Source organism: Paraburkholderia sp. BCC1884, assembly GCF_900996225.1.
Taxonomy (GTDB): domain Bacteria; phylum Pseudomonadota; class Gammaproteobacteria; order Burkholderiales; family Burkholderiaceae; genus Paraburkholderia.
This window is the reverse complement of the sequence record NZ_CAAJGL010000090.1, coordinates 496,266-521,044: the sequence shown is the minus strand read 5'-3', so window position 1 is coordinate 521,044 and position 24,779 is coordinate 496,266. Positions and strand designations below refer to the sequence as shown.

At 60.2% G+C, this 24,779-nt stretch carries 20 protein-coding genes; 14 read left to right on the top strand and 6 right to left on the bottom strand.

Annotation, left to right across the window (positions count from 1 at the left end; genetic code table 11):
* Positions 1 to 29: 29 nt before the first annotated feature.
* The 5 genes from FQ705_RS21175 to FQ705_RS21155 form a co-directional block, all read right to left on the bottom strand.
* Positions 30 to 1,322: an MFS transporter gene (locus FQ705_RS21175; protein ID WP_144143994.1), complete on the bottom strand. Its 1,293-nt coding sequence runs from the start codon at positions 1,320 to 1,322 to the stop codon at positions 30 to 32.
* Positions 1,323 to 1,547: 225 nt separating this feature from the next.
* Positions 1,548 to 1,859, bottom strand: a complete 312-nt coding sequence (locus FQ705_RS21170) for a high-potential iron-sulfur protein (protein WP_144143993.1) — start codon at positions 1,857 to 1,859, stop codon at positions 1,548 to 1,550.
* A gap of 176 nt (positions 1,860 to 2,035) precedes the next feature.
* Positions 2,036 to 3,142, bottom strand: coding sequence for an NAD(P)/FAD-dependent oxidoreductase (locus tag FQ705_RS21165; protein WP_144143992.1), 1,107 nt, complete (start codon positions 3,140 to 3,142; stop codon positions 2,036 to 2,038).
* A 281-nt stretch (positions 3,143 to 3,423) separates the two neighbouring features.
* Positions 3,424 to 3,846, bottom strand: a complete 423-nt coding sequence (locus FQ705_RS21160; RefSeq protein WP_144143991.1) for a DUF4148 domain-containing protein — start codon at positions 3,844 to 3,846, stop codon at positions 3,424 to 3,426.
* A 257-nt stretch (positions 3,847 to 4,103) separates the two neighbouring features.
* Positions 4,104 to 5,081: an AAA family ATPase gene (locus tag FQ705_RS21155; RefSeq protein WP_144143990.1), complete on the bottom strand. Its 978-nt coding sequence runs from the start codon at positions 5,079 to 5,081 to the stop codon at positions 4,104 to 4,106.
* Positions 5,082 to 5,349: 268 nt separating this feature from the next.
* On the opposite strand from FQ705_RS21155, the gene FQ705_RS21150 reads away from it, so the two are divergent.
* Together FQ705_RS21150 and FQ705_RS21145 are read left to right on the top strand one after the other, a co-directional pair.
* Complete coding sequence (locus tag FQ705_RS21150) at positions 5,350 to 5,853, top strand: hypothetical protein (RefSeq protein ID WP_144143989.1); 504 nt, start codon at positions 5,350 to 5,352, stop codon at positions 5,851 to 5,853.
* Positions 5,854 to 5,891: 38 nt separating this feature from the next.
* Entirely contained in the window at positions 5,892 to 6,689 is a 798-nt protein-coding gene (locus FQ705_RS21145; protein WP_144143988.1) for an endonuclease/exonuclease/phosphatase family protein, read from the top strand.
* A gap of 21 nt (positions 6,690 to 6,710) precedes the next feature.
* On the opposite strand, the gene FQ705_RS21140 is transcribed toward FQ705_RS21145, so the two are convergent.
* Positions 6,711 to 7,694, bottom strand: a complete 984-nt coding sequence (locus FQ705_RS21140; RefSeq protein ID WP_144143987.1) for an aldose 1-epimerase — start codon at positions 7,692 to 7,694, stop codon at positions 6,711 to 6,713.
* A gap of 339 nt (positions 7,695 to 8,033) precedes the next feature.
* Between FQ705_RS21140 and FQ705_RS21135 the strand changes: the two genes are divergently transcribed.
* The 12 genes from FQ705_RS21135 to FQ705_RS21080 all read left to right on the top strand — a co-directional run bounded on the left by FQ705_RS21135 (position 8,034) and on the right by FQ705_RS21080 (position 24,778).
* Positions 8,034 to 9,086 (top strand): LacI family DNA-binding transcriptional regulator, encoded by a 1,053-nt coding sequence (locus FQ705_RS21135; RefSeq protein WP_144144368.1) that lies wholly within the window; start codon positions 8,034 to 8,036, stop codon positions 9,084 to 9,086.
* A gap of 115 nt (positions 9,087 to 9,201) precedes the next feature.
* Positions 9,202 to 10,221, top strand: a complete 1,020-nt coding sequence (locus FQ705_RS21130; protein ID WP_144143986.1) for an ABC transporter substrate-binding protein — start codon at positions 9,202 to 9,204, stop codon at positions 10,219 to 10,221.
* 363 nt (positions 10,222 to 10,584) lie between these two features.
* Positions 10,585 to 12,159, top strand: coding sequence for a sugar ABC transporter ATP-binding protein (locus FQ705_RS21125; RefSeq protein WP_409934728.1), 1,575 nt, complete (start codon positions 10,585 to 10,587; stop codon positions 12,157 to 12,159).
* Positions 12,160 to 12,214: 55 nt separating this feature from the next.
* Positions 12,215 to 13,186 (top strand): ABC transporter permease, encoded by a 972-nt coding sequence (locus FQ705_RS21120; protein WP_144144366.1) that lies wholly within the window; start codon positions 12,215 to 12,217, stop codon positions 13,184 to 13,186.
* A gap of 36 nt (positions 13,187 to 13,222) precedes the next feature.
* Positions 13,223 to 14,182 carry an ABC transporter permease gene (locus FQ705_RS21115; protein WP_144143984.1) on the top strand — a complete coding sequence of 320 codons (960 nt, stop codon included), beginning with the start codon at positions 13,223 to 13,225 and terminating at the stop codon, positions 14,180 to 14,182.
* Between the two features lie 577 nt (positions 14,183 to 14,759).
* The gene (locus tag FQ705_RS21105) at positions 14,760 to 15,530 is read left to right on the top strand and encodes a ferredoxin--NADP reductase (RefSeq protein WP_144143983.1); all 771 of its coding nucleotides are present in this window, start codon (positions 14,760 to 14,762) and stop codon (positions 15,528 to 15,530) included.
* A gap of 202 nt (positions 15,531 to 15,732) precedes the next feature.
* Positions 15,733 to 16,191 carry a VPA1267 family protein gene (locus tag FQ705_RS35000; protein WP_409934723.1) on the top strand — a complete coding sequence of 153 codons (459 nt, stop codon included), beginning with the start codon at positions 15,733 to 15,735 and terminating at the stop codon, positions 16,189 to 16,191.
* The gene (locus FQ705_RS21100; RefSeq protein WP_144143982.1) at positions 16,188 to 18,455 is read left to right on the top strand and encodes an ATP-dependent RecD-like DNA helicase; all 2,268 of its coding nucleotides are present in this window, start codon (positions 16,188 to 16,190) and stop codon (positions 18,453 to 18,455) included. The genes FQ705_RS35000 and FQ705_RS21100 overlap by 4 nt, the downstream gene beginning before the upstream one ends.
* Complete coding sequence (gene gmtY, locus FQ705_RS21095; protein WP_144143981.1) at positions 18,452 to 19,951, top strand: gamma-mobile-trio recombinase GmtY; 1,500 nt, start codon at positions 18,452 to 18,454, stop codon at positions 19,949 to 19,951. The genes FQ705_RS21100 and gmtY overlap by 4 nt, the downstream gene beginning before the upstream one ends.
* Positions 19,948 to 22,479 carry an integrase family protein gene (locus FQ705_RS21090; protein WP_144143980.1) on the top strand — a complete coding sequence of 844 codons (2,532 nt, stop codon included), beginning with the start codon at positions 19,948 to 19,950 and terminating at the stop codon, positions 22,477 to 22,479. Before gmtY ends, FQ705_RS21090 begins: the two co-directional genes overlap by 4 nt.
* A gap of 33 nt (positions 22,480 to 22,512) precedes the next feature.
* On the top strand, positions 22,513 to 23,184 hold the full coding sequence (gene gmtX / locus FQ705_RS21085; RefSeq protein ID WP_144143979.1) for a gamma-mobile-trio protein GmtX: 672 nt from the start codon (positions 22,513 to 22,515) through the stop codon (positions 23,182 to 23,184).
* Positions 23,185 to 23,905: 721 nt separating this feature from the next.
* Positions 23,906 to 24,778 (top strand): sensor histidine kinase, encoded by an 873-nt coding sequence (locus FQ705_RS21080; protein WP_144143978.1) that lies wholly within the window; start codon positions 23,906 to 23,908, stop codon positions 24,776 to 24,778.
* The last annotated feature ends 1 nt before the right edge of the window (position 24,779 follow it).

Below are 24,779 nucleotides of genomic sequence, written 5' to 3'. Positions count from 1 at the left end.
GCGGCGAGTGCGAAACCTGGCTCGCCGGCTCATGCCGGCTTGCGGTGCGCATCGAGATCCGCGTGACGTTTGCCGGGAATGCACGCGATCGCGACGATCGACAGCGCCAGTCCTCCCATCACATAGTAAGTCGGCGCGAGCGGCGAGCCTGTCGTGTTGATGAGCCACGTCACGACGAATGGACCGAAGCCGCCGAACAGCATCACCGCGACGTTGTAGGCGAGCGATAAACCCGTGGAGCGTACGTTGGCCGGAAACAGTTCGGCGATCAGCGCGCCGAAGGGTCCGTAGTAACCCGACAGCGTGATCGACAGCAGCGCCTGGACGAGAATCAGTTTCGACACGCTCGGCTCGGCCGCGAGCCACGCGAACAGTGGATAAATGATCACGAGCGTCAGCACCAGCGACCACAGCGACAGTCCTTTACGTCCGATCCTGTCGGACCATGCGCCGGCCAGCGGCGAGAGCAGTGTCAACAGTAGATTGCCGACAATCACGGCGTAGAAGGATTGCGCGTACGGCAGCTTCAGTTGCGTCACCGCCAAGGTCGGTAGATAGCTGATCAGTACGTAGATCGTCACCGTCAGCGCGATTACCGAGCCGAGTCCGCACAGCACGTCGCGGCTATGGCCGCGCAAAACTTCGCCGAGCGTCGCACGCCGCGCAGTTTTTTGCGCGAGGAGAAAGGCTTCGGAATCGACGAGATGCCGGCGGATATAAAAGCCGATCGGTCCGATAATCAAACCCAGCAGGAAGGGCACACGCCATCCCCAGGACTTCAATGCTTCGGGCGAGAGTCCCCGCGTGATCGCCGCGCTGACCAACGCCCCGAGCAGCAGCGCCGCCGCCTGGCTCGCCATCTGCCAACTGCCGTAGAGACCGCGCCGCGAGAAGGGTGCGGCTTCAATCAGCAGCGCCGTCGAACTGCCAAACTCGCCGCCGGCGGAAAAGCCTTGCAACGATCTGCCGAGCACGATCATCAACGGTGCGCCGATACCGATCGCCGAATACGGCGGTGCAATGGCGAGCAGCAGGATGCCGAGCGTCATCAACGCGATCACGAGCGACAACGCCGCCTTGCGTCCCGCGCGATCCGCATAGAGTCCGAGTACGATGCCGCCGATCGGCCGCATGACGAAGGCGACGCCGACGGTCGCGGTGGTGAGAAGCAGCGACGCGTAGTTGTCGCCGGCAGGAAAGAAGACTTGCGCGATCACCACTGTCAGAAAGCCGAACACGGTGAAGTCGTACCATTCGAGCGCATTGCCGACCACAGCCGCGACAACCGCTCGCGTATGAAGGCTTTTTGAAGCTGGTGTCATACGAGTCTCCCAGCCTGCGAAACATGTGCCGTGGTTCGTCGTTCTCGCGTCACTGCGCGTTGGTGTGCGCCTTGGAGTGTAAGGAGCGCATCCGCTGTTTTCAAGGAACAAAAAGGCGTCGGTCGCGTGGAGCGGCAGACGCCTCAATGATCAATGCTCGATCGCGCGCCGCAATGCTGCAACGCAATTCGCGCGATATCAAACGTGTGCAAGCTTCAACCGGTATCAGGCCTTCTTGTTATATGCACTGCACCAACCCTTGCTGGCGACCTGCTTGCCCGCGAACATCGGGCAGCCGCCCCACGGGTCAGTGGCTTTCGCCTGATAGAAACTGCAGTTGCCGCAGTCCTGCCCGGCTGCGTATTTTGCGAACTTGGCCTTGTCGACTTTGCTCGCGTCGGCTTTATAGCCGAGCGCTTGCGCAGTCGGATCGGTTTCGGCGACCTTCGGTGCGTCGGCGAATGCCTGGCGCGAGAGGGCGAATGTGGAAGCGACACCAATGCTGGTAATCAGAAAGCTACGACGGGACGATTTCATGGGGGACTCACTCCATTTATAGTGAACTGATCGCCGTTCTTTGACAGCGGTCCCCAAGGATAGCAACGAAGCCGTAGCGCGTGACGGCCCAAATGATAGAGATAACCGGATTGGTACGGGCCAGCGCGCGACTTCTGCGTGGTCTATACGTGAACCGCGCGTGAGCGCTACGTCACTCAAGCGCGGCCGCTCAACTCGCACACTCGTTGCGCGATCGCAAGCGAGGCGGTCAATCCCGGCGACTCGATTCCGAAGAGGTTGACGAGTCCGCGCACACCGTGCGCAGCTGGTCCCTGAATCACGAAATCGGCAGCAGGCTCGCCCGGGCCCGACAGCTTCGGACGAATTCCCGCGTACGCGGGCTGCAACGCATGATCAGGCAGCGCGGGCCAGTACGCACGAATCGCCGCATAAAACGATTCCGCCCGACGCGGATCGACGTCGTAATTGATCGCATCGACCCATTCGACGTCGGGGCCGAAACGCGCCTGACCGCCGAGATCGATCGTCAGATGCACGCCGAGGCCGGCCTCGTTCGGCATCGGATAGATCAGACGGCTGAACGGCGCGCGCCCCGAGATGCTGAAGTAGTTGCCGCGCGCCAGATAGAGCGGCGGCACGTGGCGCGGGTCGAGTCCCCGGATCGAGCGCGCGAGGGAGTTGGCGTGCAGACCCGCGCTGTTGATCACGCAGGCCGCGCTGATGGTGGTCGGCGCGCTGCCGCCCACGGTGATGATGAAACGGCCGTTGCTCGCTACGATCGCCTCGACCGGCGCGTGAAAAGCGCACACCGCGCCATCGCGTTCGGCGTCGCCCTGAAGCGCGAGCATCAACTGATGACTGTCGACGATGCCCGTCTGCGGCGAGAACACGGCTTCGACGCAGTCGAGCGCCGGTTCGAGCGCTTGCGCCTGGTCGCCGGTGATTCGCATCAGGTCGAGCACGCCGTTGTCGCGGCCCTTCGCCATGATGCTTTCGAGCTGAGGAATCTGGTTGCGCGAGGTCGCCACCAGCAACTTGCCGCAGCGCGAATGCGGTACGTTGCGCTCCGTGCAGTACTCGTAGAGCATTTCGCGGCCACGCACGCAGAGCGCCGCCTTGAGCGAGCCGCGGGGATAGTAGATGCCCGCATGAATCACCTCGCTATTGCGCGAACTCGTGCCCACGCCGATCGCCTCGGCCGCTTCCAGCACGATCACTTCGCGCCCCCGAGCGGCCAGCCCGCGCGCCACGGCGAGGCCGATCACGCCCGCGCCAATCACTACACATTCGATTTGGTCCATGTCCCTTGACGCGGCTGACCTCGCCGCGCGCTGCCTCGTTCACCTGATAGTGATGAAGACAGGATGCGGCCTTCCCTCGCCGCACACCGCTCGCTGCCGAACGCACCTGCCTTTTCGCAACCGCTACGCAAAATTGTACGACGCCGCACAGACAGAAATGCCCGCAGTCGGAAACGACGGCGGGCATGCGGTCTTGAGCAGGTCTCAAACGTAGCGGTCAGACTGATTCAGTGTACGCCGCGTGGAGGTGGGGCGCTGAGTTCTTCGACCGGTGTGAAGGCTTAGTTCTGCGTGCTGACGGCGCGATGGAACACTTGCGCAAGGCTGCTCTTCTGCGCGCGCGGCGCCGTATAGCCGCCGACCGCCAGTTGCTGCTGATACGCCGGCGCATTCGGATTCACGTTCAGTTCACCGTTGGCGCGAGCCTCGACCAGCTCAGCCTTCACCTCGGCGCGCGTCTTCGGGCCATTGTCCGGCGTGGCGCTCACGCTATCGGCGGAGATCGGCGCGTACGGGTTCTGGTTCAGTTCGCCGGCAGCGCGAGCCTGCACGACGTCGGCCTGAACTTGCGCGCGGGTCACGCCGCTCGGCTGGGTGTACGTCGCGACTTCCGGACGATACGAGGTGGCCGGGCCATAGCCACTTGCGAAAGCCGGAGCGGTGACGGCGACGGAGAAGAGCAAAGCGAAGGAAGCGGTTCTCATGATGGTTTCCAATAGTCGTTGAATTCGGGTTTTTATCTGTTGCGACGATGGCGTCCGGCGTCTTGCACTGCCGTCATCTCGTTGGGCTCAGTGTATTCCCTGACTATCGAAAATCTAGACCGATTGCTAACAACTTAGCATCTCATTATCAGCAACAATTGCTGCGACATTGACCTTATTTTGGGTAGGGATTTCCGGTTTTGGTCATAAAAAAACCGCCCGGAGGCGGTTTACTCACTGAAAATGGGCAAAAAAGCTCAAAAACCGATGGGTTTTCGTCGATTTCCATGATCCAGCCGAATGTCGCCGGCTTCGACGTGATCGCGACGATCGATACGCGCCGAGCCGAAGCCATTCAGGATTGCGCGTCGCATTTCGCGCGGCGAGGCACGCACCAGCGCGTCGAGCGCAGCGTCGCCGAGCGCCTCGGGAAACCGCAAACCCCAGTTGTGCGCCGAGCGGATTTCGTCGTAGATCGCCTGGGCGATGCGGCGCGCGCCCGCATGATCCGGCGGCGGAATCTCGTAGACGTTCATGCGGTTCAGGATCGGCTCGGGAATCGAGCGCTCGTCGTTCGCGGTCGCGATCCAGATCACGTGCCCGGCGTTGATCGGAATCTCGGCGAATTCGTCGATGAAGCTCTGCGCCGTGTCGTGCTCGAGCAGCGCGTACAGCGCACCGAGCGGGTCGTATTGCGAATCGCCGGTGGCCTTGTCGATTTCGTCGACGGCGATTACCGGGTTGGCGTAACTGCCGTTCACGAGCGCATCGAATACTTTGCCTGGCTTCGCGTTCTTCCACTGCGACGAAGCACCCGAGAGAATCCAGCCTGCGGTCAGCGAACTCATCGCGACATATTGGTAGGCGGTGCCGAGCAGGCGCGCCAACTGCTTGGCAAAGTGCGTCTTGCCGATGCCGGGGTCGCCGAGCAGCAGGATCGGCATCAGTTCGAGTCGGTCTTCGGTCTCCAGACACAGGGCGACCTGCTTGCGGATGTCGTCGAGGGGCGCCGAAAAGTTGGGCAGCGCGTCGATCAGATCGTCGATTGACGGCATGCGGTTCGGCTTGACGCAGAAACGCAGATTGCCGGTTTTCAGCATCTTTTCGTAGGTGGCGCGCAATGCCTCGTTCGCGCCGTCGCCGAGATCGTTCAGCGCGGTTTCGACCTGATCGAGGTCGTACACCCGACTGAAAGACGCCACGGCGATTTCCTGTTTGACCATTGCTGTTGTCATCGCTTACCCCGTCTGGCTGGCCTTGCTGCGGCGGCGCTTGATCGGCGCCGTTTCAAGTCCAGTGTAACGACGACATATTGGTGTGCAAGCCAGCAGTCATGCGGCTCTGCTGCTAACAACGGGTTGTTTTCGCCATGGATCAACCCCAACTGAAATGCATTGCTGCTGAACCCGGCCCCGTTTGACGTGTCAGAAAAGCGTTCCGTCCATCAGGCGTAAGATGGCCGTCTGACCACTTGGCCGGACGCAGTGACCGGAGACTTCTTCTATGTGGAAAACCAGTATCGCGGCCGTGTTGCTCGGCACTTCGTTGCTTGCAAACGCACAACAACGTCCAGCAGATCAGGTCGTGCAATGGCAGTTGCAGGTCATGCGCGACGGCCAGCAGATCGACGCGTTCGACGGCACGACCACGGTCGGCCAGGCGCGCACGGATACGCATCACAAGGTGGTGCAGCACAACGTCGGCTGCAAGGATCAGCCTGGCGGCAGCATCGATCTGGCGCGCACGCTAACCGTCTCGCCGCTGCGCGCGGATGCGAACGGCGTCACGTTGTCGATCGAAGCCCAGGAAACGTTCGATGAAGACACCGCGCAGCAAACCGACACCGGCTGCAAGCTCCCGCCGCAGCCGCGCCAGGTGAGCGCGAGTCATCCGGGGTTGACGGTGCCTCCCGGCCAGTGGGCCACCTGGACCATCGTCGACAAGAATCCGAACCTGGTCTACCGCGTGCGTGCGAGTCTCGCGACCGGCGCCAGCGCTGCCAACTAAGAACGAAGCCCTCAACCAGAACACGTGGATAACGCGGCATGCGAAACCCCGAAGAATTGATCCGCGAAAGCGTTGCACCGAAGGATTTCGTCGCGGTGAGCTGGAATTTGCATAAAGGCCGCACGCCGCTTGGTTTTCAGGCGTGGCAGGCCATGCAGCGCTGGGTGCAATCGACCCACGCGGACGCGTACTTTTTGCAGGAAGCGATGGCGCGGCGCATGCCGTCGCCGGCCTTGGCGAGTAGTTTCGGCGCGCCTCTCGCCGATCCCCTGAGCGATGTGTGGCACTGTCAGGCCACCGAAATCGCTCGCGCACTGGAACTCGACATCGCGCTTGGGCCAAATGTGTTCAAGCCCTCGTGGCGGCATGGCAATGCGATTCTGTCGCCGCATCCGCTCGATCTCGGTGGACGCTGGGATATTTCCGCGCATCGCTTCGAGAAGCGCGGTTTGCTGGTGGCGCGGGCAACCTTTGGCGGCCATTCGGTCACGCTGTTGTGCGCGCATCTTGCGCTCACACGCTCGGCGCGCTTGCGGCAGATGAACTGGATCGCCACCTGGATCGCGAAAGAGGCACCGGAAGGTCCGTTGGTACTAGCCGGCGACTTCAACGACTGGCGTAACGACTCGGTGCCGCTGTTCCGCGAGCATGGTCTGCAGGAAGTCGCGACGCTGCTCGGCGAATCAGGGCGCACCTTCCCCGCCTTCTCACCGGCGCTCGCGCTCGACAAAATGTTCGTGCGCGGCATGCAGCCGGTCGAATGGATCCAGCCGACGCAGGAAACTGCGTGGCTGTCGGATCACTTGCCCTATATGGCACGCTTGCGAGTCGAATGAACGCTGCGGCGGCGCCGTACGCTACCCGGCGTGTTGCGGCGTCCAGCTGAGCGTGGCGGCGAGTGTTTCGCCCGGCTGCAAGACGCAGCCGCCCACCTGCTCGCGGCCGCCGACGGTGTTGAAGCAATCCGTCGTGTTGGTCACCGGTTCTACGCACAGCTGCGCGTCGTTCGCAGGCGCGAAGATCACCATGTGATCGAAGGGCGCGTCGGCCGTCATCGTCAGTTGACGGTGTTCGTCCGGCCACGCAATAGTCGCCTCGCGCGACCAGTTCGCGAAGTTGTTATCCAACTCGAATGCATCCGGCGACATGCCGTTGCGCAAGGCATCGACTGCCGGGTGCGGGCCGAGATGCGTCGGCAGCACTTCCTCGTCGGCGTGCCACATGCCGGCGACCTCGGCGTGCACGCGGGTGTGGTCGGTGCGCGGATAGTACGGGTGATGCCCCATACCGAACGGCATCGGCCGGTCCGCCAGGTTTTGCCCGCTCAGCGTGATGCGCAACGCACCGTCCACCAACTCGATACGCTGCTGCGCCCGATAGTGGAACGGCCAGTCGCCGGGCACGCGTGCGTCCGGCACATGTTCGAAGTGCAACTCAACCGAACTCTCCGTGCGCGCGCCCACTTGCCACGGATGCCGCCATGCGTTGCCATGCAGCGCATGGGCGAAACGCAGGTCGTTGCCGGTGAGATCGATCGTCACGCCGTCGAATTCGAAACGCGCGTCGCGAATCCGGTTGCAGTAGGGAAACAGCGGAAAGCTCGCCATGCGCAGCGGATCGGACTCGGTGAACGCCGTCGATACCGCTGGGCGCAACCAGTGCAGAGCGCCCGCAGGCGTGATTTCGTAGAAGGCCGCCAGCGCGCCGCCCACTTCAGGCGCGATCACGGCGCGCAACGCGCCGGCGGAGAGCGTGACGACAGTGGCCACGATCGCGGGATCGTCGAGCCACGTGAGCTCATCGGCGAGCGGCGGGAGCGAATTCAAGGAAACGTCGCGCATGGTCAGAAAAGGCAGGGCCTCGGGCGGATGGCGGCAGGAACGCGCATCGGTGTCTCCTAGGGCGTGCCGCGCACAGCACGCGGCCGGCGGACTGTCAGGGTCCGCGCGACCGAGAATCGCACGCCAAAGCCTGTTGGTCAATATTATTAGTAATAAATTCTCCAGGCCGACTGCGTGGCGAGACCGATCGAAGCCTCCCAGATGACGGGTTAGCGCGCGTTGCCGGGGACATATTATTAGTGGTACCGTCAGCACCACAATGCCCACGGCAGCCCCAAGCTTTTGCGCCGCGGTAACGCGGCCCGCTCAATGAAAAAATCGACTCAACGCCGTCCTACCATGACCGACATCGCCAAACTCACTGGCGTGTCGCAATCGACTGTCTCTCTCGTGCTCAACAACGCGACCGGCGCGAAGTTTTCCGAGAGCACCCGCAACAAGGTATTGAAAGCCGCGCATGACCTCGGCTACCGGCTCTCGCTGCGTGAACCCGTGTCGGCTTCCGCCGACGAACGCAACCTGATCGTCTATCTCGCCGACGAGATCTCCACCAGCCCGCACCCGGTCGTCAACGTCGACGGCGCGCGCGACGCGGCGTATGCAAGCGGCAAGATGCTGGCGGTCTATTCGACCCACGGCAACGCCGACATCGAGAAGCAGGTGCTCGATACCATCCTGTCGAATCCGCATGTATTCGGCGTGATCTATGCCACCGTCTACACGCGTAAGGTGACCTTGCCGGCGGCGCTTTCGCAGGTGCCGACCGTGCTGCTGAACTGCTATACGGGCGAAGGCGGGTTCTCGTCGGTGGTGCCGGCCGAAGTGGCCGGCGGCCATCTCGCCACCGACTATCTGCTGCAGGCCGGCCATCGGCGGATCGGCTATATCAACGGCGAACCGTGGCAAGACGCCTCGAAGGATCGCCTCAAGGGTTATCGCACCGCGCTCGCCACGGCCGACCTGCCGTTCGCGCCGGAACTAGTGCGCGACGGCGACTGGAGTTCGGGCCTCGGCTTCGAACTCACCCTCTCGCTGATGCGCGAAACGAATCCGCCGACCGCGATTTTCTGCGCCAACGACCTGACCGCGATCGGCGCGATCGAGGCGCTCAAGCAACTCGGCTTGCGCGTCCCGGAAGACGTCTCCGTGCTCGGCTACGACGACCAGGAAATCGCCCGTCATACGCATCCGCCACTCTCCACCGTGGTGCTGCCGAACTACGAACTGGGACGCTGGGCCGTCGAGACTTTGCTGCAGGAAGAACACAACCGCGCCGCCGGCGCGCCGGTGCGGCATCGCATGGTCAAGCTCGACGGTCCGCTGGTCGAACGCGCTTCGATCAGGGTAATTACCGAGGCAAAAAAGCCAATAATTAATATTATTAGTGATTGACCGATAATAATTCTGGATGGAATAATCGGCACGTCCGGTAGAGCAAAACAGCGCCGACCGGCAGAAGAAACACAAAAAGCAAATACACCTACCTCACCAGGTACTGGAGGAAGACATGGCGTCGCTCAACACGCAGTCGCGCGCTCACGTGCGCAAGCAGCAGATTCGTCCGCTGGCGGGTTCCCTGCTGGCTCTGGCAATCGGTTTCGGCGTCGCTACCGCGCACGCCGACGACGCGCTGCCGAAGTTGCCCAACAAGACTCCGCTGAAGGTCGGCTTCGCGCAGACCGAAAGCAACAATCCGTGGCGTCTCGCGGAAACCAAGAGCTTCAAGGACGTCGCCGCCAAATGCGGCTGGCAAGTCGTGATGACCGACGCCAACGGCTCCAACTCCAAGCAGGTCTCCGACATCCAGAGCATGATCGCGCAACACGTCGATCTGCTGGTGTTCCCGCCGCGCGAAGAGAAGCCGCTTGCACCGATCGTGCTGCAAGCTAAAAAGGCCGGCATTCCGGTGATTCTGGTCGACCGCGATGTCGATCAGTCGGTGGCCAAGGCAGGTCGCGACTACATCACGTTCATCGGTTCGGACTTCATCGATCAGGGCCATCGCGCGGCTGACTGGCTCGTCAAGGCGACTGGCGGCAAGGCGAAGATCATCGAACTGGAAGGCACCACGGGCGCCTCCGCGGCGAACGATCGCAAGAAGGGCTTCGACGAAGTCATCGCGAAGAACCCGGGCATGTCGATCATCGCGTCGCAAAGCGGCGACTTCGCACGCGACAAGGGTCGTCAGGTGATGGAAACGTTGTTGCAGGCGCATCCGGACGTCACCGCGGTCTACGCGCATAACGACGAAATGGCGCTCGGCGCCATCGCCGCGATCAAGGCCGCCGGCAAGCAGCCGGGCAAGGACATCCAGATCGTGACGATCGACGGCACCAAGGGCGGCATGGACGCGATCGCGGCCGGCGAACTCGGTGCGAGCGTGCAGTCGAGCCCGTTCTTCGGCCCGCTCGCCTGCGACGTCGCACAACGTTACGCGAAGGGCGAAAAGATCCCGACGTGGGTCAAGGTCTCGGACCGTTTCTACGACAAGAGCAACGTACAGCAGAACACGCAGTACGGCTATTGATAGCGTTGCAGCAGGAAGTCACCCGCTTGTGAAAATCGTCTTCTGTCGACCAGAGTTGGCGCTTCAGCGCTTACTCTGGTCCCATGCAATTTTTTGCGCGGTAGGCGGGTGACGGGAAGGCTTCGAAGCGACGCGCCCGTGGTTCACGGACCGTCGCTTCGCTTTTATGCGGCGTAAGATGGTTTAGCGACGCCCCCGCATCGAGCCCGAGCGCGCACGGCGCCCCGCCGGCAGCACGGGCTACGCAGCAGACGCAGCAGTACATGCATCAGGAGGACACCCGTGACGCAATCCGCCACGCAGACGCCACACTCTTCTCCCCTTAACGGTTCCTCGAGCTCATCGGCTTCGCCGCTGCTCGAGATGCAGGACATCGGCATCAGCTTTGGCGGCGTCGCCGCGTTGCGCAGCGCCAATCTGAGCGTCGCCGCCGGCGAAGTGCATGCGCTGATCGGCCAGAACGGCGCCGGCAAATCGACCATGATCAAGATCCTGACCGGCGCGTATCGGCGCGGCTCGGGCAGCGTGCGTTTCGAAGGACGCGACGTCGATTTCCGCACCCCCAAACAGGCCCGCGAAGCCGGTATCAGCACGATCTATCAGGAGATCAACCTGGTGCCGTTCCGCTCGGTGGCGGAAAACATTTTCCTCGGCCGCGAGCCGCGCCGCTTCGGCATAATCGACTGGCGCGCGGTGCAGCAACGCGCCGCCGCGCTGCTCGAATCGTTCGGCTTGCAGATCGACGTGAAGAAACCCGTCGGCCGCTACTCGACCGCGATCCAGCAGATGGTGGCGCTCGCGCGCGCGGTGTCGTCGGACGCGAAGATGGTCATCATGGACGAGTCCACCTCGTCGCTCGACGAACGCGAAGTGGAACTGCTCTTCACCGTCGTGCGCAAACTGCGCGACGACGGCCGCGCGGTGATCTTCGTCTCGCACCGGCTCGACGAACTCTATGCGCTGTGCGACCGCGTCACCGTGATGCGCGACGGCCAGACCGTCGCCCAAAGCACGATGGCGGAGATGGACAAACTACAGCTGGTCACGACGATGCTCGGCCGCTCGCTCGCCGCCGTCGTGCAGGACGATACCGGCGCACGCGAAGCGAACCTCGCGCGACGCGGCAAGCAGATGATCTCGACCTCGCATCTGAGTGCGCATCCGAAAGTGAGCGACGTTTCGCTGCAAGTCCATGCGGGCGAAGCGGTGGGCCTCGCGGGATTGCTCGGCTCGGGCCGCACGGAAACCATGCGGCTGATGTTCGGCGCGGACCCGCTGGAGCAAGGCTCGCTCATGATCGGTGGTGAAACGGTGACGCTGAAGTCGCCGCAAGACGCGATTTCGCGTGGCCTCGCCTACCTCACTGAAGATCGCAAGGCGGAAGGCATCGTCCCCGAACTGTCGGTGCGCGACAACCTCACGCTCGTCTGCCTGCGCACACTCGCGAAGAACGGTGTGGTCGACGTGAAGAAGCAACAGGCGATCGTCGACCGTTTCATTGCGTCCCTCGGTATCAAGTTGCGCTCGGCCGATCAACCGATCCGCGAGTTGTCCGGCGGCAATCAGCAGAAGGTGCTGCTCGCACGCTGGCTCGCGGCTGAGCCGTCGTTGTTGCTGCTCGATGAACCCACGCGCGGCATCGACGTCGGCGCCAAAGCGGATGTCGCGAAGATCGTGCGCGAGTTGCGCGATGCGGGGCTCGCGGTGTTGCTGTCGGCGTCGGAACTGGAAGAACTCACGGCGGTCGCCGATCGTGCGGTGGTGATCCGCGATGGCCGCACTGTCGCCGAACTGAACGGCGCCGACATGAGCGAGACCGCGATCATGGACGCCATCGCCTACGGCAGCGAAGGACAGTCGCAACTGGCCGAAGCCGCACAAACGGCAAACGCCGCCCATATCGAAGACGCGTTGGAGGGCGACCGTCATGGCGCTTAAGCTGCACAGCGAATCCTTGCAACCCGAGCCGCGGCTCGGCGAAACCGCTCAACAGATGGCGGCCGCCCCGGTCGCCAGATCGACGACGACGGTGCAGAAATGGCGTCATCTGGCAATGCAGCGCGAAGTCATCGTGCTGCTCGCGATGGTGCTCTTCAACCTGATCTTTACGCCGCACTTCTGGTCGCTGCAGACCTTCAACGTCAACATGACGCAGGTGGTGACGATCGTGATCGTCGGCATCGGCATGACGCTGGTGGTAGCGACGGGCGGCATCGATCTGTCGGTCGGTGCGTCGATGGCGATCTCGGGTGCACTCGCGCCGATGCTGTTCCTGAATATCGCCGGCCCGTTAGGCATTGGGCTCGCATTCGTGTTGCCCGTGCTGGCGGCCGCGCTGTGCGGCGTCTTCAACGGCTTCCTCGTGACGAGGCTCTCAGTCCAGCCGATTGTCGCGACGCTGGTGCTGTTCATTGCCGGACGCGGCATCGCGCAAGTCGTCACCGACGGCAGTCTGCAGGCCTTCAACACGCCCGCGTTCCAATGGATCGCGCTGGGCAAGGTCGGTGGCGTGCCCTTCCAGGTGCTGCTGATGCTGGCGCTGGTCGCCGCGTTCGTGTGGATCGTGCGCAAAACACTCTTCGGCCAGTATCTGCTGATCACCGGCGGTAACGAGAAGGCCGCGTATCTGTGCGGCGTGCCGACCGCCACGGTGAAGCTGATCGCCTACACGTTGTGCGCCGCGCTTGCGGGTCTGGCCGGCCTGATCTCGATCTCGGTGAATTCTTCTTCCGATGCGAACGTGGTTGGGCTCGGCGTCGAACTCGATGCAATCGCCGCAGTGGCGGTGGGCGGCACGGCGCTGACAGGCGGCAAGGCGTATATCGGCGGGACGCTGATCGGCGCGCTCATCATCCAGTTGCTGCGCTACACGCTGCTCGCGCACGGCATCCCCGACGCGGCGGCGCTGGTGGTGAAGGCCGCCATTATCGTCGCGGCGGTTTACGTGCAGCGGCGTTCGCGCTGATCCGCGCGCTTCAAGGACATCCCCGGACTCGATGCGATGAAAAAGAATCTCCCTATCCTGCTGGCGCTGGCCGCCCTCGTGGTGTTCGGCCTGGTGCGCTACGACCATTTCGGCTCGGCGTACAACATCACCTCGTTCTGGCGCTACAACTCGATGTTCGCGCTGATCTCGGTCGGCATGGCTTTCGTGATCATCACCGGCGGGATCGATCTGTCGGTGGGCACCGTGGCGGCGCTGGCGAGCGTAGTCGCTGCCTTGACCAGCGTGTACGGCAGTTGGGTCGCCGTGCTGTCGGGATGCGTGGCCGGGCTGCTGGTCGGCGTGCTCAACGGTGTGATCATCACGCGTCTCAAGATTTTGCCCTTCATCGTGACACTCGCGACCAGTCTCGGCGCGCACGGCGTCGCGCTGCTGCTCGGCAAGAACGATGCGGTGTCGATCGCCGCCGATTCGAACTTCGGCAACTTCGGTCAGGGCGATCTGTTCGGCCTGCCGATCCCGGGGATCGTCGCGGTGGTCGCCGCCGTCGCCGGCTGGCTCGCGCTGCGCAGCACGCGCTTCGGGCGCCATTCGCTGGCCATCGGCGGCAGCGAGGAAGCCGCGCGGCTAATGGGCCTGAACGTCGATCGCACACTGGTGATGGCGTATGCGGTGAGCGGCCTGCTGGCCGGCATGGCGGGCGTGATCCTCGCGGCGCAGTTCGGCGCGGGGCAACCGAACGAAGGCGTCGGCTGGGAGCTGTTCGCGATCTCGGCGGTGGTGCTCGGCGGCACGCTGCTGACCGGCGGCGAAGGCTCGATTGCGATGACGATAGCCGGAGTGTTGCTGCTCGGGCTCGTGTTCAACCTGCTCAACTTCGAAAATGGGCTGGGGTTTATCAGCTTGTCGGCGTATTGGCAGTCGGTGATTCGGGGTGTGTTCCTGTTGCTGGTGATCGTGCTGCAGGCTCGGGTGCTTAAGCAGCGTGGGAAAAAGCGTGTGGCTGCGCCGGCGTAACCCAATCGTGAAGCGAATATAACGCGGCAAAAGCTGGCTCTACAGCGTCTTCAACGCGATTTACATCACCGCTGTGTACCAACGCAGCGAACATGGGGCGGCGCGACCGGCCATGCGTCGCGCGTATGCTTTCGACCGTCGCAAGCTTTCCGTTTTTGCCTCTTTTGCGCGGCCCTTGCCAGTTTTATCAGCAGGGTCAATGCTGCAGCGTCCGGCGCGTTTCGGTATCATCCCGAACACGTTGCCCGCGCGGCGCGCCTATCCGGCGCATGCCGGACAGCCGATGGCAGCCGCCCTGCGCGGCTTTCGCCCATCGCCGGACCCTCGGTGAAGCGCGGCTGAATCCACGCCGACGCACTTCGCGGCGCCAGCTCGTATCGAATTCGGCGCCGTCGCTTCATCGTCCGGTAACCCGCTTCACCACGCTCAACCGCCGTGCCGCAGCCCTCCGGCAGCGAGCGCGGTAAAATAGCGGATTGCGCGTGAGTCCCGACCTCGGGTGAACGCAGCATCGCCCTTGCCGTGCCGGCCGGCTCCAACGACTGGCCGCCTTTGTTTTCGCATTATCCAAGAAGCCATGAGCAACCTGAACACACAGACCGTCCTGAGCGTCCATCACTGGACCGATACGCTTTTCAGCTTCACTTGCACGCGCGATCCGTCGTTCCGTTTCGAAAACGGCCAGTTCACGATGGTCGGCCTCGAAGTCGACGGCAAGCCGCTGATCCGCGCCTATAGCCTCGCGAGCGCGAACTACGAAGAGCACCTCGAATTCCTGAGCATCAAGGTGCAGGACGGCCCGCTCACGTCGCGTCTGCAGCACCTGAAGGTCGGCGACGAAGTCCTGATCGGCAAGAAGCCGGTCGGCACGCTGATGGCCGACAACCTGCTGCCGGGCAAGACGTTGTGGCTGCTGTCCACCGGCACGGGCCTCGCGCCGTTCATGTCGATCATCAAGGATCCGGAGATTTACGATCGCTACGAGCGCGTCGTGCTCACGCACACCTGCCGTTTCGTCGACGAACTCGCGTACAAGGAATACATCACAGATCACCTGCCGGCGCACGAGCACCTCGGCGAACTGGTACAGGAAAAGCTGCTGTATTACCCCACAGTCACGCGCGAAGCCTTCGAGAACCGCGGCCGGATCACCGAACTGATCGAAACCGAAAAGCTGTTCGCCGACCTCGGCGTGCCGGGCTTCTCGCTGGAAAACGACCGGGTCATGCTCTGCGGCAGCCCGCACATGCTGCGCGACACCCGCAAGTTGCTCGACGACCTGGGTTTCCAGGAAGGCAGCAACAACGCGCCGGGTCACTACGTGGTCGAAAAGGCCTTTGTCGGCTGAAAGCGTGTTGTTTTTTTCGCGGCCCACGCCGCGAATTCGAGAAAAGGAGCCTGCGGCTATATGGGGTAGTTTCTTTGTACTAATTCGACGTACGAAGCCTCGTTTTCGCAGAGAACGAGGCTTCTTTACAACTATAGCTTGACGTCCGTGGGGGCAATAAAGATACTATTCACAAATTGGACTCTGGTGACACGGAGGCAAGATGGCGAATGGCAGGCAGCTTGCGGACGTCAACTACACGCGTTTTAGGGCTTGGGTGGTCCTCAAAAAAGACGCCGACTTCCGGCAGATGGTGAGCCGAGGGGTCCTGTCGCGCAAAGAGATGGCAAAGGAGTGCGGCTTCGCCAAGTCCGTTCTGGACCAGAATCCGCGTATAAAGTCAGACCTGAGAAGCTTGGAAAACGACCTGCGCGCTCGAGGCGTCCTTCCGACTCTCGATACGAAGCCACGTGAGGAAGCGGCACTACCTCCCATGCGTGAGGCTGGGCAGCAACGCGCAATGTTCAACGCGGAGCGACTGAAGCGACTCGAGACCGAGAACGCCAGCCTACGTAGCGAGAACGCCTGCTTGCGCGGCGAGAACGTGGAACTCAAGCGTCGGCTAGACCAATACGCAGTCCTTCACGAAGCCCTCGTAACGACGGGGAGAGTTCCCCGTTGAACAAACAAACCCTTCGCGTCGCCACCGTCCGCAGCCAGAATCCCAAAGGCATCGGCGGTTGTATTTTCACGGGTGTCCAGATTGACCAGCATGGCAACGTGCTCGATGCCCGTTCCTACATGGTAGTGCGCGCGTCTAATCACATTCTCGGTCGCGCTCGGGTGCAGGTCGGACAATGGTGGAGTGTTTCGGGAGAGTTGACACAGAACGAAATCGTCGTCAACGGATACAAACTGACAGAGTGGCAAGTCTCGGCAAGCCATGCTGAGATGTTGCTACCCTCGGGCGAGCACATCGTCACGCTCATTGCCGAAAATGCCGACTTCAAAGGCATCGGATGGGTTAAGGCGCGGAAGCTCTGGGAGACATTTGGCGATGAGCTCTACCGCATACTTGACGAACGGAACGTCCCCGCTCTGACGAAAGTGTTGAGTGAGGACACCGCATGTACCGTATTGACGGCTTGGTCAACATATGGCGATACGCGCACGCTCTCTTGGTTGCAGGCGAATGGATTCAACACTTCAATTGGGCGTCAAGTGCTCGCCTTCTTCGGAACGCAAACCGTAGATAAAATCGAAGCCGACCCCTATCGTTTGCTTAGCTTTTGTGCGACATGGGCGCAAGTCGACACACTGGCGCGTGAACGTTTCGGAATTACAGATGCCGACCCTCGCAGGCTACAAGGAGCTATTGAGGAGGCGTGCTATCGGCTTTTTAACGCCGGACATACGGTAGCAACACAGCGGATGCTTATTGAGCATCTGGCGTTGATTCTGAACACACATACGCAGAGCTGCCCGTGGCGGCAGCTAATTCCGCAGGCACTGTCGCAAGGCTTGACGAACGGAAGTTATGTCATAGGCACCGACGGTCGCCTCCATCCTCTCGGGCCGTTCGTAATGGAAACGGGCGTTGCTCGGTCGATATCGCGCCGAATCGCTGTTGGCGAGCAAACTTTGCTCTCCGACTTTGACATCAAGATGCTAACGAAAGCGTATGAAGAAGCTGAGGGCATCACTCTAAACCCTGAGCAACGCGCGGCAGTCCAAACTGCAAATGCGAACGACTTCGCGTTAATCACCGGCGGCGCAGGCGTCGGCAAAACCACCGTGTTGAAAGCGCTGCATCAAATGTACGAAGCGGCCGGCTGGCGAGTCTATCAAATGGCACTTGCCGGGCGCGCTGCAAAGCGAATGCAAGAAGCCACAGGACGTCCGGCATCAACAATTGCGAATTTCCTACGGAAGACGGACCAGAGCGAACTAGAGGGACACTGCGCGGTAATCGTCGACGAGGCGTCGATGACAGACGTCATAACTATGAGTCGCCTCTGTGATTTACTGCCTGCCCATGTCCGCTTATTGCTCGTGGGTGACCCGCATCAGTTGATGCCCGTCGGTCCAGGACTCGTCCTACACTCATTGGTTCAAGTGGCCGCCATTCCTCAAATTGAGCTTACTGTCACGAAGCGATACGGCGGTGCGATAGCCGACGCGGCACATTCTATCCGCGAAGGAATCTGGCCCGACTTACCTAACGATGAGTCCGCCCCAATCGCGTTTTTGCCGTGTGATGTTCAACCTAGTCGCTACGCAAATGTCCATGACGAAACACTGGGCAACAAGGTCTTGCGCCTGTATGCGCAAAACACTACTTCCACTCAAATAATCTCACCCATCCGTAACGGACTTGCTGGCACTAAGACATTGAATGCTCTTTGCCAGAGCGCGTTCACGGGCACTGCTCCTCCTTTGCTGGTTTGGAGCAACGAATACGCCGCAAAGATATACACCGGCTTTCGACTTGGCGACGTTCTTCTTTGCACAAAGAACATGTGGGATTGGGGCTTGCAAAATGGAGCACTTGGAAGGTTGTTTCAAATCGAGGACGAGCCACGCCTTCTGAGAAATGAAGATGGCAACGAGATTGGAAACGTTCTCGCATGGGTGGAGTGGGATGATGGTGAGCGTCGCCCACTCTTGGAAACGATGCTCGACTATTTGGAACTGGGCTATGTCGTTACCGTGCACAAGGCCCAAGGCTCACAGTGGGGTCGCGTTATCGTCCCAATCACCGGCAATCGACTACTCGATAGGACGCTTGTGTACACAGCGGTGACGAGGGCGCAACAACAGGTTATTTTGGTTGGGGACAAGCTAGCTGCTCGAAGAGCTGTCGAAGGATTACCTCGAGCACGTCAACGGCGTATCGCGCTTGGCGCATTGTTGACAGACCTACTGCCACGTGAGGTGCCCTTATGACCCACGTGCGCGTAAACGCTACGGTCGTTATTGACAGAACCGGAATCAAGGTGAAGATTCCCATAATTCTCATCACCCAACAAGGGCGGCTCAAGGAGCTGGAGCCGTTGCTCGACTACTTCTTGGCTCATTACCAAGCGAAGAGCCTCGACTGGATGCTGAAATTGTGCCAGATAGTTGGACTTCTGATGGACTACACGGCAACGAATCATCAGTTCTTCGGCACACCAGAGGACTTGTTTGAAACATTTGCGCAGCGGATTTATGCCGGCACAATCGGCGAGGACGGCCTAGACCCTAGCGGACTCTACTGGTTGCCAAAGCGCACGAAAACGGCGAGACAGCTGTTGACCATGTTGAGCCAATTCTCGGATTGGATGCAGAAGAACTACGGCACCAAGTCGCTGAACCCGTGGCGTGAGGCAACTCATTATGAGCAGCAGCTTAACTGGGCCGCATTTGTCAACAAGAGCGAGCGGTCCTTCTTGGGCCACTTGGATAGCCGAGCGGGTGCGACCGCCGCCGCGAGACAAGCCAGAAATGTGCTGCAGCGGCGTGTGCCGACTGCCGACCGAGGCGAGACCAAGTCCTTCCCCGACGACTGCTTTCTTGAACTGCTATTCGTGGGATTCACTGTGCCGGGCAAGCAAGACAGTCCCGACATCGTTGAACGATACGACTGGCGCGGAATATGTATCACTATCCTGATGCATTGGGGTGGACTACGTGTATCCGAACCATTCCACTTGTGGGTGCACGATGTTGTTGCGGACCCTCTTAAACCGAACGAAGCGCTGGTACGGGTTTATCACCCTATCGACGGCGCAGCACCTAACGATTTCAGATACGCAAATGGAAAACTGGTAGCAAATCGGGAAGCCTATCTGAGGGCACGCCACCCGGGTTATCTACCGCGTCACAAGGAAACAGGAAATCGGAGGGCCGGATGGAAAGACCCAAAACTCGACGATGGCTCACAAAACTACCTGCACGTTCACTGGTTGCCTGCCGGAATTGCAGGACGCCTGTTTTTCCAAGCGTGGAAGCTGTACATGTATCAACGCATGCGTGCCCGTATTGGTGCCGACAAGCATCCCTTTCTGTTCGTATCGTTTCGAGGGGACCAACGCGGAGAGCCGTACACCATCGACGCATATCGCGACGCTCACGAACGAGCCGTGCGCCGAATTGGCCTTCGCCCGGCCAAGATGAACGGAACGACGGAACACGGCCACCGACACGCATATGGCCAGCGTACTCAACGTGCAAAGGTTGACGCACTGGTGACGCAGAAGGGGCTTCACCATAAGTCGATTGAATCGCAAGCCGTCTATACGGAACCGTCAATCGACCAGGTTACGCGCGCTCTTGAAGCCACGACAGCCACTCTCGACGCAGGCCGGTCGGTCGCCATGGCAGATGTGCTCGATGCATTCTTACTTGCTGAACGGAAGAACAACTCTCGACCTGCAGCCAGAAAGGGAATCAAACTATGAGCAAAGACATTCCACCCAGCCGACGCCGAATCCGGGGAACCAAAAAGGATGACACGTTTGGTTACGCCACGACACTGAGCCCAAATTTAGAACAGTGGCGCAGACTCGCGGCTGAATGGCTCGTCACGCTCCGTGAAGGTAAGAGCGATGCAATGAAGGCAATGAAAATCTTTCTCATTGACTACATTCATGCGCAAGGACTTGAAGCCAATCCGGCACACTTCTTTAATGCGAGATATCGTGCCCCCTGTCTTCATGAAACATGTTTAGCACACTTCAAGACCTACAAAGCAAAAGTTAAGCTCCACACGCATGTTACGCGGTTTTTAACGTACGTTCTTGAACACTATTTCTCTGTCGAGAATGACGAAGGTCGGCCAGTTGTTCCAGCAGAATTCAAAATCCCCATTCCCCCAATGCCGAATCAGGACGGCAGCCAACGTGGGGAGCTGCCCTTCTCCGATAAAAACGTTCTGCCGTATCGCTTTATTCGCCAACTCCGAGAAATCGTCTGTCCTGTCGAGGCTAAGAGCTTTAAGGATTGGAAGTGGGCGCAGGCGGCAGAGGACAGTACTCACGGGGGTAGTTGGTTTGTGGTATCACCCAGCGTTATCGACGAGAACGACCTTGACTGCGTATGGCGCGAACGCGAGGCAACCAAGTACGAGCGAGAAAAATTTGGTTACTCTGAATCCATTTACGAAATATGGAGTCCGGTGCGTGCCGTTGCTCTGTACGTAAAACTTCAGTTGCCACTAAGAGTCTTTCAAGTTCGAATGCTTGATAGTGGCGAGGCAGACACGCACCGCTATGAACGAGGAGGATGGATTCCAAATAAGAGTGCACACTGCAAGGGAACAGATAAAAATCCATACCGCCGTGGCGTTTTCCGTCAAATGACGGACGGCATACACAACTTGCTAATGACGGGTTTGTTCATCAACACCAACAAGTCAGCGGACAAGGATAAGGACGAATGGACAAGGGGATATAGCATTCCGTGGCAACACCCGGATGTGCTGAGATGGCTCGAGAAACTTAGAGATTGGCAGGAGAAGTACAATCCAATATCTGGCCCTACCCCTTGGACGGAGCTTGATTTAAAACATCTTGGCGACCAAACAGCTGAGGCCCTTCTTAAGTCGATGGGCTCGACTTGCTTCTTGTTTCGCGATGCAGCGGCAACGGATAGCGACCGGTCAAAGCCATTCGGGAAGGGTCCGCTCGATAGCCTTTGGTTCAAATTGCTCGCACATCTTGAGCAGGTTTGTCTCCAAGAAAACGCTCGAGACCTTAGCGGAGCACCCTTAGTGTTCGTCAAGCCCGGCTCAAACTCGACGACCTACTATCCTCTCCACGCGCTTCGAGTTTCGTTGATTACTGCCTTTGCTTTGGAAGGCGGCGTGCCGCTGACGGTCCTGTCCAAGTGCATTGCAGGCCACGCTAGGTTGGTGATGACACTGTACTATACGAAAGCTGGCGTTACCTACTGCACAGAAGTAATGGACTCAGCCACAAAGCGCCTTCTGGTGAACGAGCAGGAAAATTATGTTCGATGGTTGAAGGACAAGACGTATGAGCAATTGGAGGCGAGTGGAGCGTACTATGACCCCGCCGCGATTCACGCGGTGATGAGAGCAAATCAGTGTAATGCTAGCCTCTTGAAGGACGACAAAGGCTTGTGCCCGAGAGGCGGTTGGGGCTGCGATTCGGGAGGGGTGTATATCAATGAAGATAGCGGGCAAGTCACGTATGGCGAAGTACCTGGGTACCCTCAAAAGAACTGTGTGCGCTGCCGTTGGTTCTTCACGGGGCCAGCCTTCCTTGATGGGTTGCAAAACCATTGGAACAATCTTGAATTGAGCATGGCGGACTTGGGTGAGCGAATTCTCAAGATGGAAGGTGAGATTACCGCGCTAGAGGACGAACTGTATGAGTGTGAGGTGCGTGACCAGCCTTTCATGCACCACGATAGGCTTAATACACTGCGCATACTTCATCAGGCAGACTACGAGAGAAATAACAAAACCGCAGAGGACCTCAGTGCTACGCATCGTCTCATCATGCGCTGCAGAGCAATTTCTCGAAGCCGACAAGATGTCGGTGTTGTCCAGTTAGTCGCAGTCGGCGCTTTGGACAACGTAGAAATCGCCATTAACGAGTGCGGGAAATTGCATCAGATTCTAACTGCAGTCGCGGGCTCCGTCGTCTATCCAGAACACGATGTGTCGAAGGCGATTCTGCAGGCCGGGAAGGCGTTTGACATGATGCTAGCGAAGAACGGCAGGGAGCCATTCCTGTTCAAGCTGGACGAGAGCGAACTATCGGTTGTCGTCCAGCACATAACCAAGCTATTGGCGACAGAGGCCGGAAGCATCAAGAGTGCAGTTCACTTCGTTGAAGGAAGGCAACGTCTTGCCCAACTCGGGCTAGATAGCGACATTGCGCGCCTCGCGCAGGAGATGGCCGCTGCGCGCGTCGTTCAGTTGCCAGACATCGACGACTCCGAACAGATGCTATTGGCCTAACGTTATGGCGCTAGCACAGAGGGAAGGTATCCCATGACTCAAGACAAGGTATCTCCAGATGAAGTCTTGGTCGCGCTAAAGCAAAATGCAACAACGCGGACAAAAAACTCACTGGACATCATTCATGCAATTTGCCAGGAGCAGGCGGAATCGGGAAGCCGCGACTTCTCCGTCGCGACTATTGGTCGACTCTCGGAACGACGTGGAGGTCCCGTCACGCAAACGCTACGAAATGCGCCGGGCGAACACTATCGCGCGTTGCTCGCTGCATGGGCCCACTATGCTGACGGCGCAACGCGAAAACCTCCTGCGAGACCCGAGCCCGGAGTAGCTGACGATGTCCTCGCCATGATTCCGGACGCCTCCGTTCGCGCATTAGTTGGCAGCTTCCTTGCTGAGAACCGCAAACTGAAGGCCGAAAACAATTTGCTCAAAACTCAAGCGCAGGTCGTGATTGACCGACGTCCCGTGTCTGAAATGGGCGCGCTTGAATCCCGGTCCGACGTACAGATACTGCCTCCCTTGAGCACCCTGCTGCCCATTGAAGTCGATGCATTGCGGCACGCTATCTCAGATGAGCTATTGGGGAACATGGGTTGGGTCGTGGATGCGAAGACCGGTCGAGTTTCGAAAGGGGGGCTAGCAATCTTCCGGACGGGGTTCGCTACAGCCATCAAAAAGGTCCTGGACGCAGTGGGTCGGTGACTTGGTCCACCTCGAAGCGGAGGGCTGTCAAGGGCACCGTGGAATAAATGGAAGGGGCCCACGCTCGCGTGGGAAGGCTCTCGTTTATGCCGCGAAAGGCCCTTGACGGACCGCAGCGACCAACGCTCAGGCATGTCGGGACTGGGTTGCTTTGTAACCCGGTCCCGGCTGCCTAACGGCGAGTGAAAGGTCTTCCCTTGCTTCCCTCACCTCATCCAGTCAACGACCGGGCGAGAGGTGGCCAACGATTTAGTAGTACATATACTAAACTAGAAATACCCTTAAACCCCGCAGGCACTCAGTCACATCATATTTAGTACAGTTTTTACCCGGGATAACCCCAGGCTCCTTTTTTATTGCTCAGTTACAAATTGGCGTTGTATATCTGACATTTAACGTCGGTATTTTTCCTACATGACGGAGCGTGGGACAACATCAACCATTGCGCGAAATATAGGCGCTAACCCTTGGTGGCAATGCTTTTTTTATCTTTTTGAGATATGATCGCGGCGCACGATCTGTCGCAATGACACGATTGTCACGGTACAAGCTGCATGTTACTGAATGTAAATTTCGTTACGTGGAGTCCTCACGAATTGCCCGTTGCGCTACGCGCCATGGCTCACTCCTTGAGGCTGAAGATTCGCATGCGTACTTGTGTTTGCGCGCCGCCGTTGCGCACCCGCTTCGCTGTCCACACGGTTTCCTGAGAGGGAAAGTCATGGATACGTCGACTGTCGTCCCGTTCACTGTTCACTCTGCTTCTTCGCCGACGTGCGAAGGCGCCAGCGCGTCCCTCGCAGCCGCGAACGCCGTGCCGCGTTCGGCTGCCGAGCGTGAGCTGGCGACGCTGCGCGCCAGGGTGCGTGAACTGTCGACCGAACTCGTCCAGGCCCAGGAAGCCGCCTGCCGCCACGTAGCCCGTGAATTGCACGACGGCGTGGGCGCCGAATTGACCGCGACGCGCTTCGCGCTCGCCGGTATCGAAACCTGGCTGCCCGCCGACGCGCCGCCGCAATGCGCCGCCGCGCTCGCCGTCGCCAACCGTTCGCTCGACGCCGTGTGCGACGCGAGCCGCCAGGCCGTAGCGGAGCTGCATGCGCCGTCGCTCGAGGTCGGCATCGTCGGTGCACTGGCGCAGTGGACCGGCGACTTCGCCGCCCGCACGCAACTACGCACGAGCTTCGTGTGCGCCGCCGACGTGCGGCTCACGCGCCTGCCCGCCGATGCGGCGCTGGCCGTTTTCCGGGTCGCCCAGGAAGCCCTGAACAATATCGCCAAACACGCGCGCGCCGAATCCGCCGACGTCCGCATCGAAACCAGCCGGCGCCATCTCACGCTGCTCGTCAGCGACGACGGCATCGGCCTGTCACGCAACGCGCGCAGCCGCCGTGGCCATTTCGGCCTGAGCGGGATGCAGGCGCGCTGTGCGGCCTTCGACGGCACGCTACGCGTCAGCGCCCGGCGCGCCGCCCGTTCATCGAACGGCGAGGGTGGCAAAGAGTCGCGCGGCACGCTGCTGCGTGCCCGTTTCGCCTGGGATGCGATGCTCGCACTCGCGCCGCTCGCCGAGCGTCAGGCTCTGCAATCGTGAG

Excerpts from the sequence above, each read along its gene's own strand:
- FQ705_RS21125 (WP_409934728.1), top strand. The coding sequence starts at position 10,585 with ATGCAGGACATCGGCATCAGCTTTGGCGGCGTCGCCGCGTTGCGCAGC.
- FQ705_RS21155 (WP_144143990.1), bottom strand. The coding sequence starts at position 5,081 with ATGACAACAGCAATGGTCAAACAGGAAATCGCCGTGGCGTCTTTCAGT.
- gmtY (WP_144143981.1), top strand. The coding sequence starts at position 18,452 with ATGACCCACGTGCGCGTAAACGCTACGGTCGTTATTGACAGAACCGGA.
- FQ705_RS21135 (WP_144144368.1), top strand. The coding sequence starts at position 8,034 with ATGACCGACATCGCCAAACTCACTGGCGTGTCGCAATCGACTGTCTCT.
- FQ705_RS21175 (WP_144143994.1), bottom strand. The coding sequence starts at position 1,322 with ATGACACCAGCTTCAAAAAGCCTTCATACGCGAGCGGTTGTCGCGGCT.
- FQ705_RS21105 (WP_144143983.1), top strand. The coding sequence starts at position 14,760 with ATGAGCAACCTGAACACACAGACCGTCCTGAGCGTCCATCACTGGACC.
- FQ705_RS21140 (WP_144143987.1), bottom strand. The coding sequence starts at position 7,694 with ATGCGCGACGTTTCCTTGAATTCGCTCCCGCCGCTCGCCGATGAGCTC.
- FQ705_RS21170 (WP_144143993.1), bottom strand. The coding sequence starts at position 1,859 with ATGAAATCGTCCCGTCGTAGCTTTCTGATTACCAGCATTGGTGTCGCT.
- FQ705_RS21160 (WP_144143991.1), bottom strand. The coding sequence starts at position 3,846 with ATGAGAACCGCTTCCTTCGCTTTGCTCTTCTCCGTCGCCGTCACCGCT.
- FQ705_RS35000 (WP_409934723.1), top strand. The coding sequence starts at position 15,733 with ATGGCGAATGGCAGGCAGCTTGCGGACGTCAACTACACGCGTTTTAGG.
- FQ705_RS21090 (WP_144143980.1), top strand. The coding sequence starts at position 19,948 with ATGAGCAAAGACATTCCACCCAGCCGACGCCGAATCCGGGGAACCAAA.
- FQ705_RS21145 (WP_144143988.1), top strand. The coding sequence starts at position 5,892 with ATGCGAAACCCCGAAGAATTGATCCGCGAAAGCGTTGCACCGAAGGAT.
- gmtX (WP_144143979.1), top strand. The coding sequence starts at position 22,513 with ATGACTCAAGACAAGGTATCTCCAGATGAAGTCTTGGTCGCGCTAAAG.
- FQ705_RS21115 (WP_144143984.1), top strand. The coding sequence starts at position 13,223 with ATGAAAAAGAATCTCCCTATCCTGCTGGCGCTGGCCGCCCTCGTGGTG.
- FQ705_RS21165 (WP_144143992.1), bottom strand. The coding sequence starts at position 3,142 with ATGGACCAAATCGAATGTGTAGTGATTGGCGCGGGCGTGATCGGCCTC.
- FQ705_RS21150 (WP_144143989.1), top strand. The coding sequence starts at position 5,350 with ATGTGGAAAACCAGTATCGCGGCCGTGTTGCTCGGCACTTCGTTGCTT.
- FQ705_RS21130 (WP_144143986.1), top strand. The coding sequence starts at position 9,202 with ATGGCGTCGCTCAACACGCAGTCGCGCGCTCACGTGCGCAAGCAGCAG.
- FQ705_RS21080 (WP_144143978.1), top strand. The coding sequence starts at position 23,906 with ATGGATACGTCGACTGTCGTCCCGTTCACTGTTCACTCTGCTTCTTCG.
- FQ705_RS21120 (WP_144144366.1), top strand. The coding sequence starts at position 12,215 with ATGGCGGCCGCCCCGGTCGCCAGATCGACGACGACGGTGCAGAAATGG.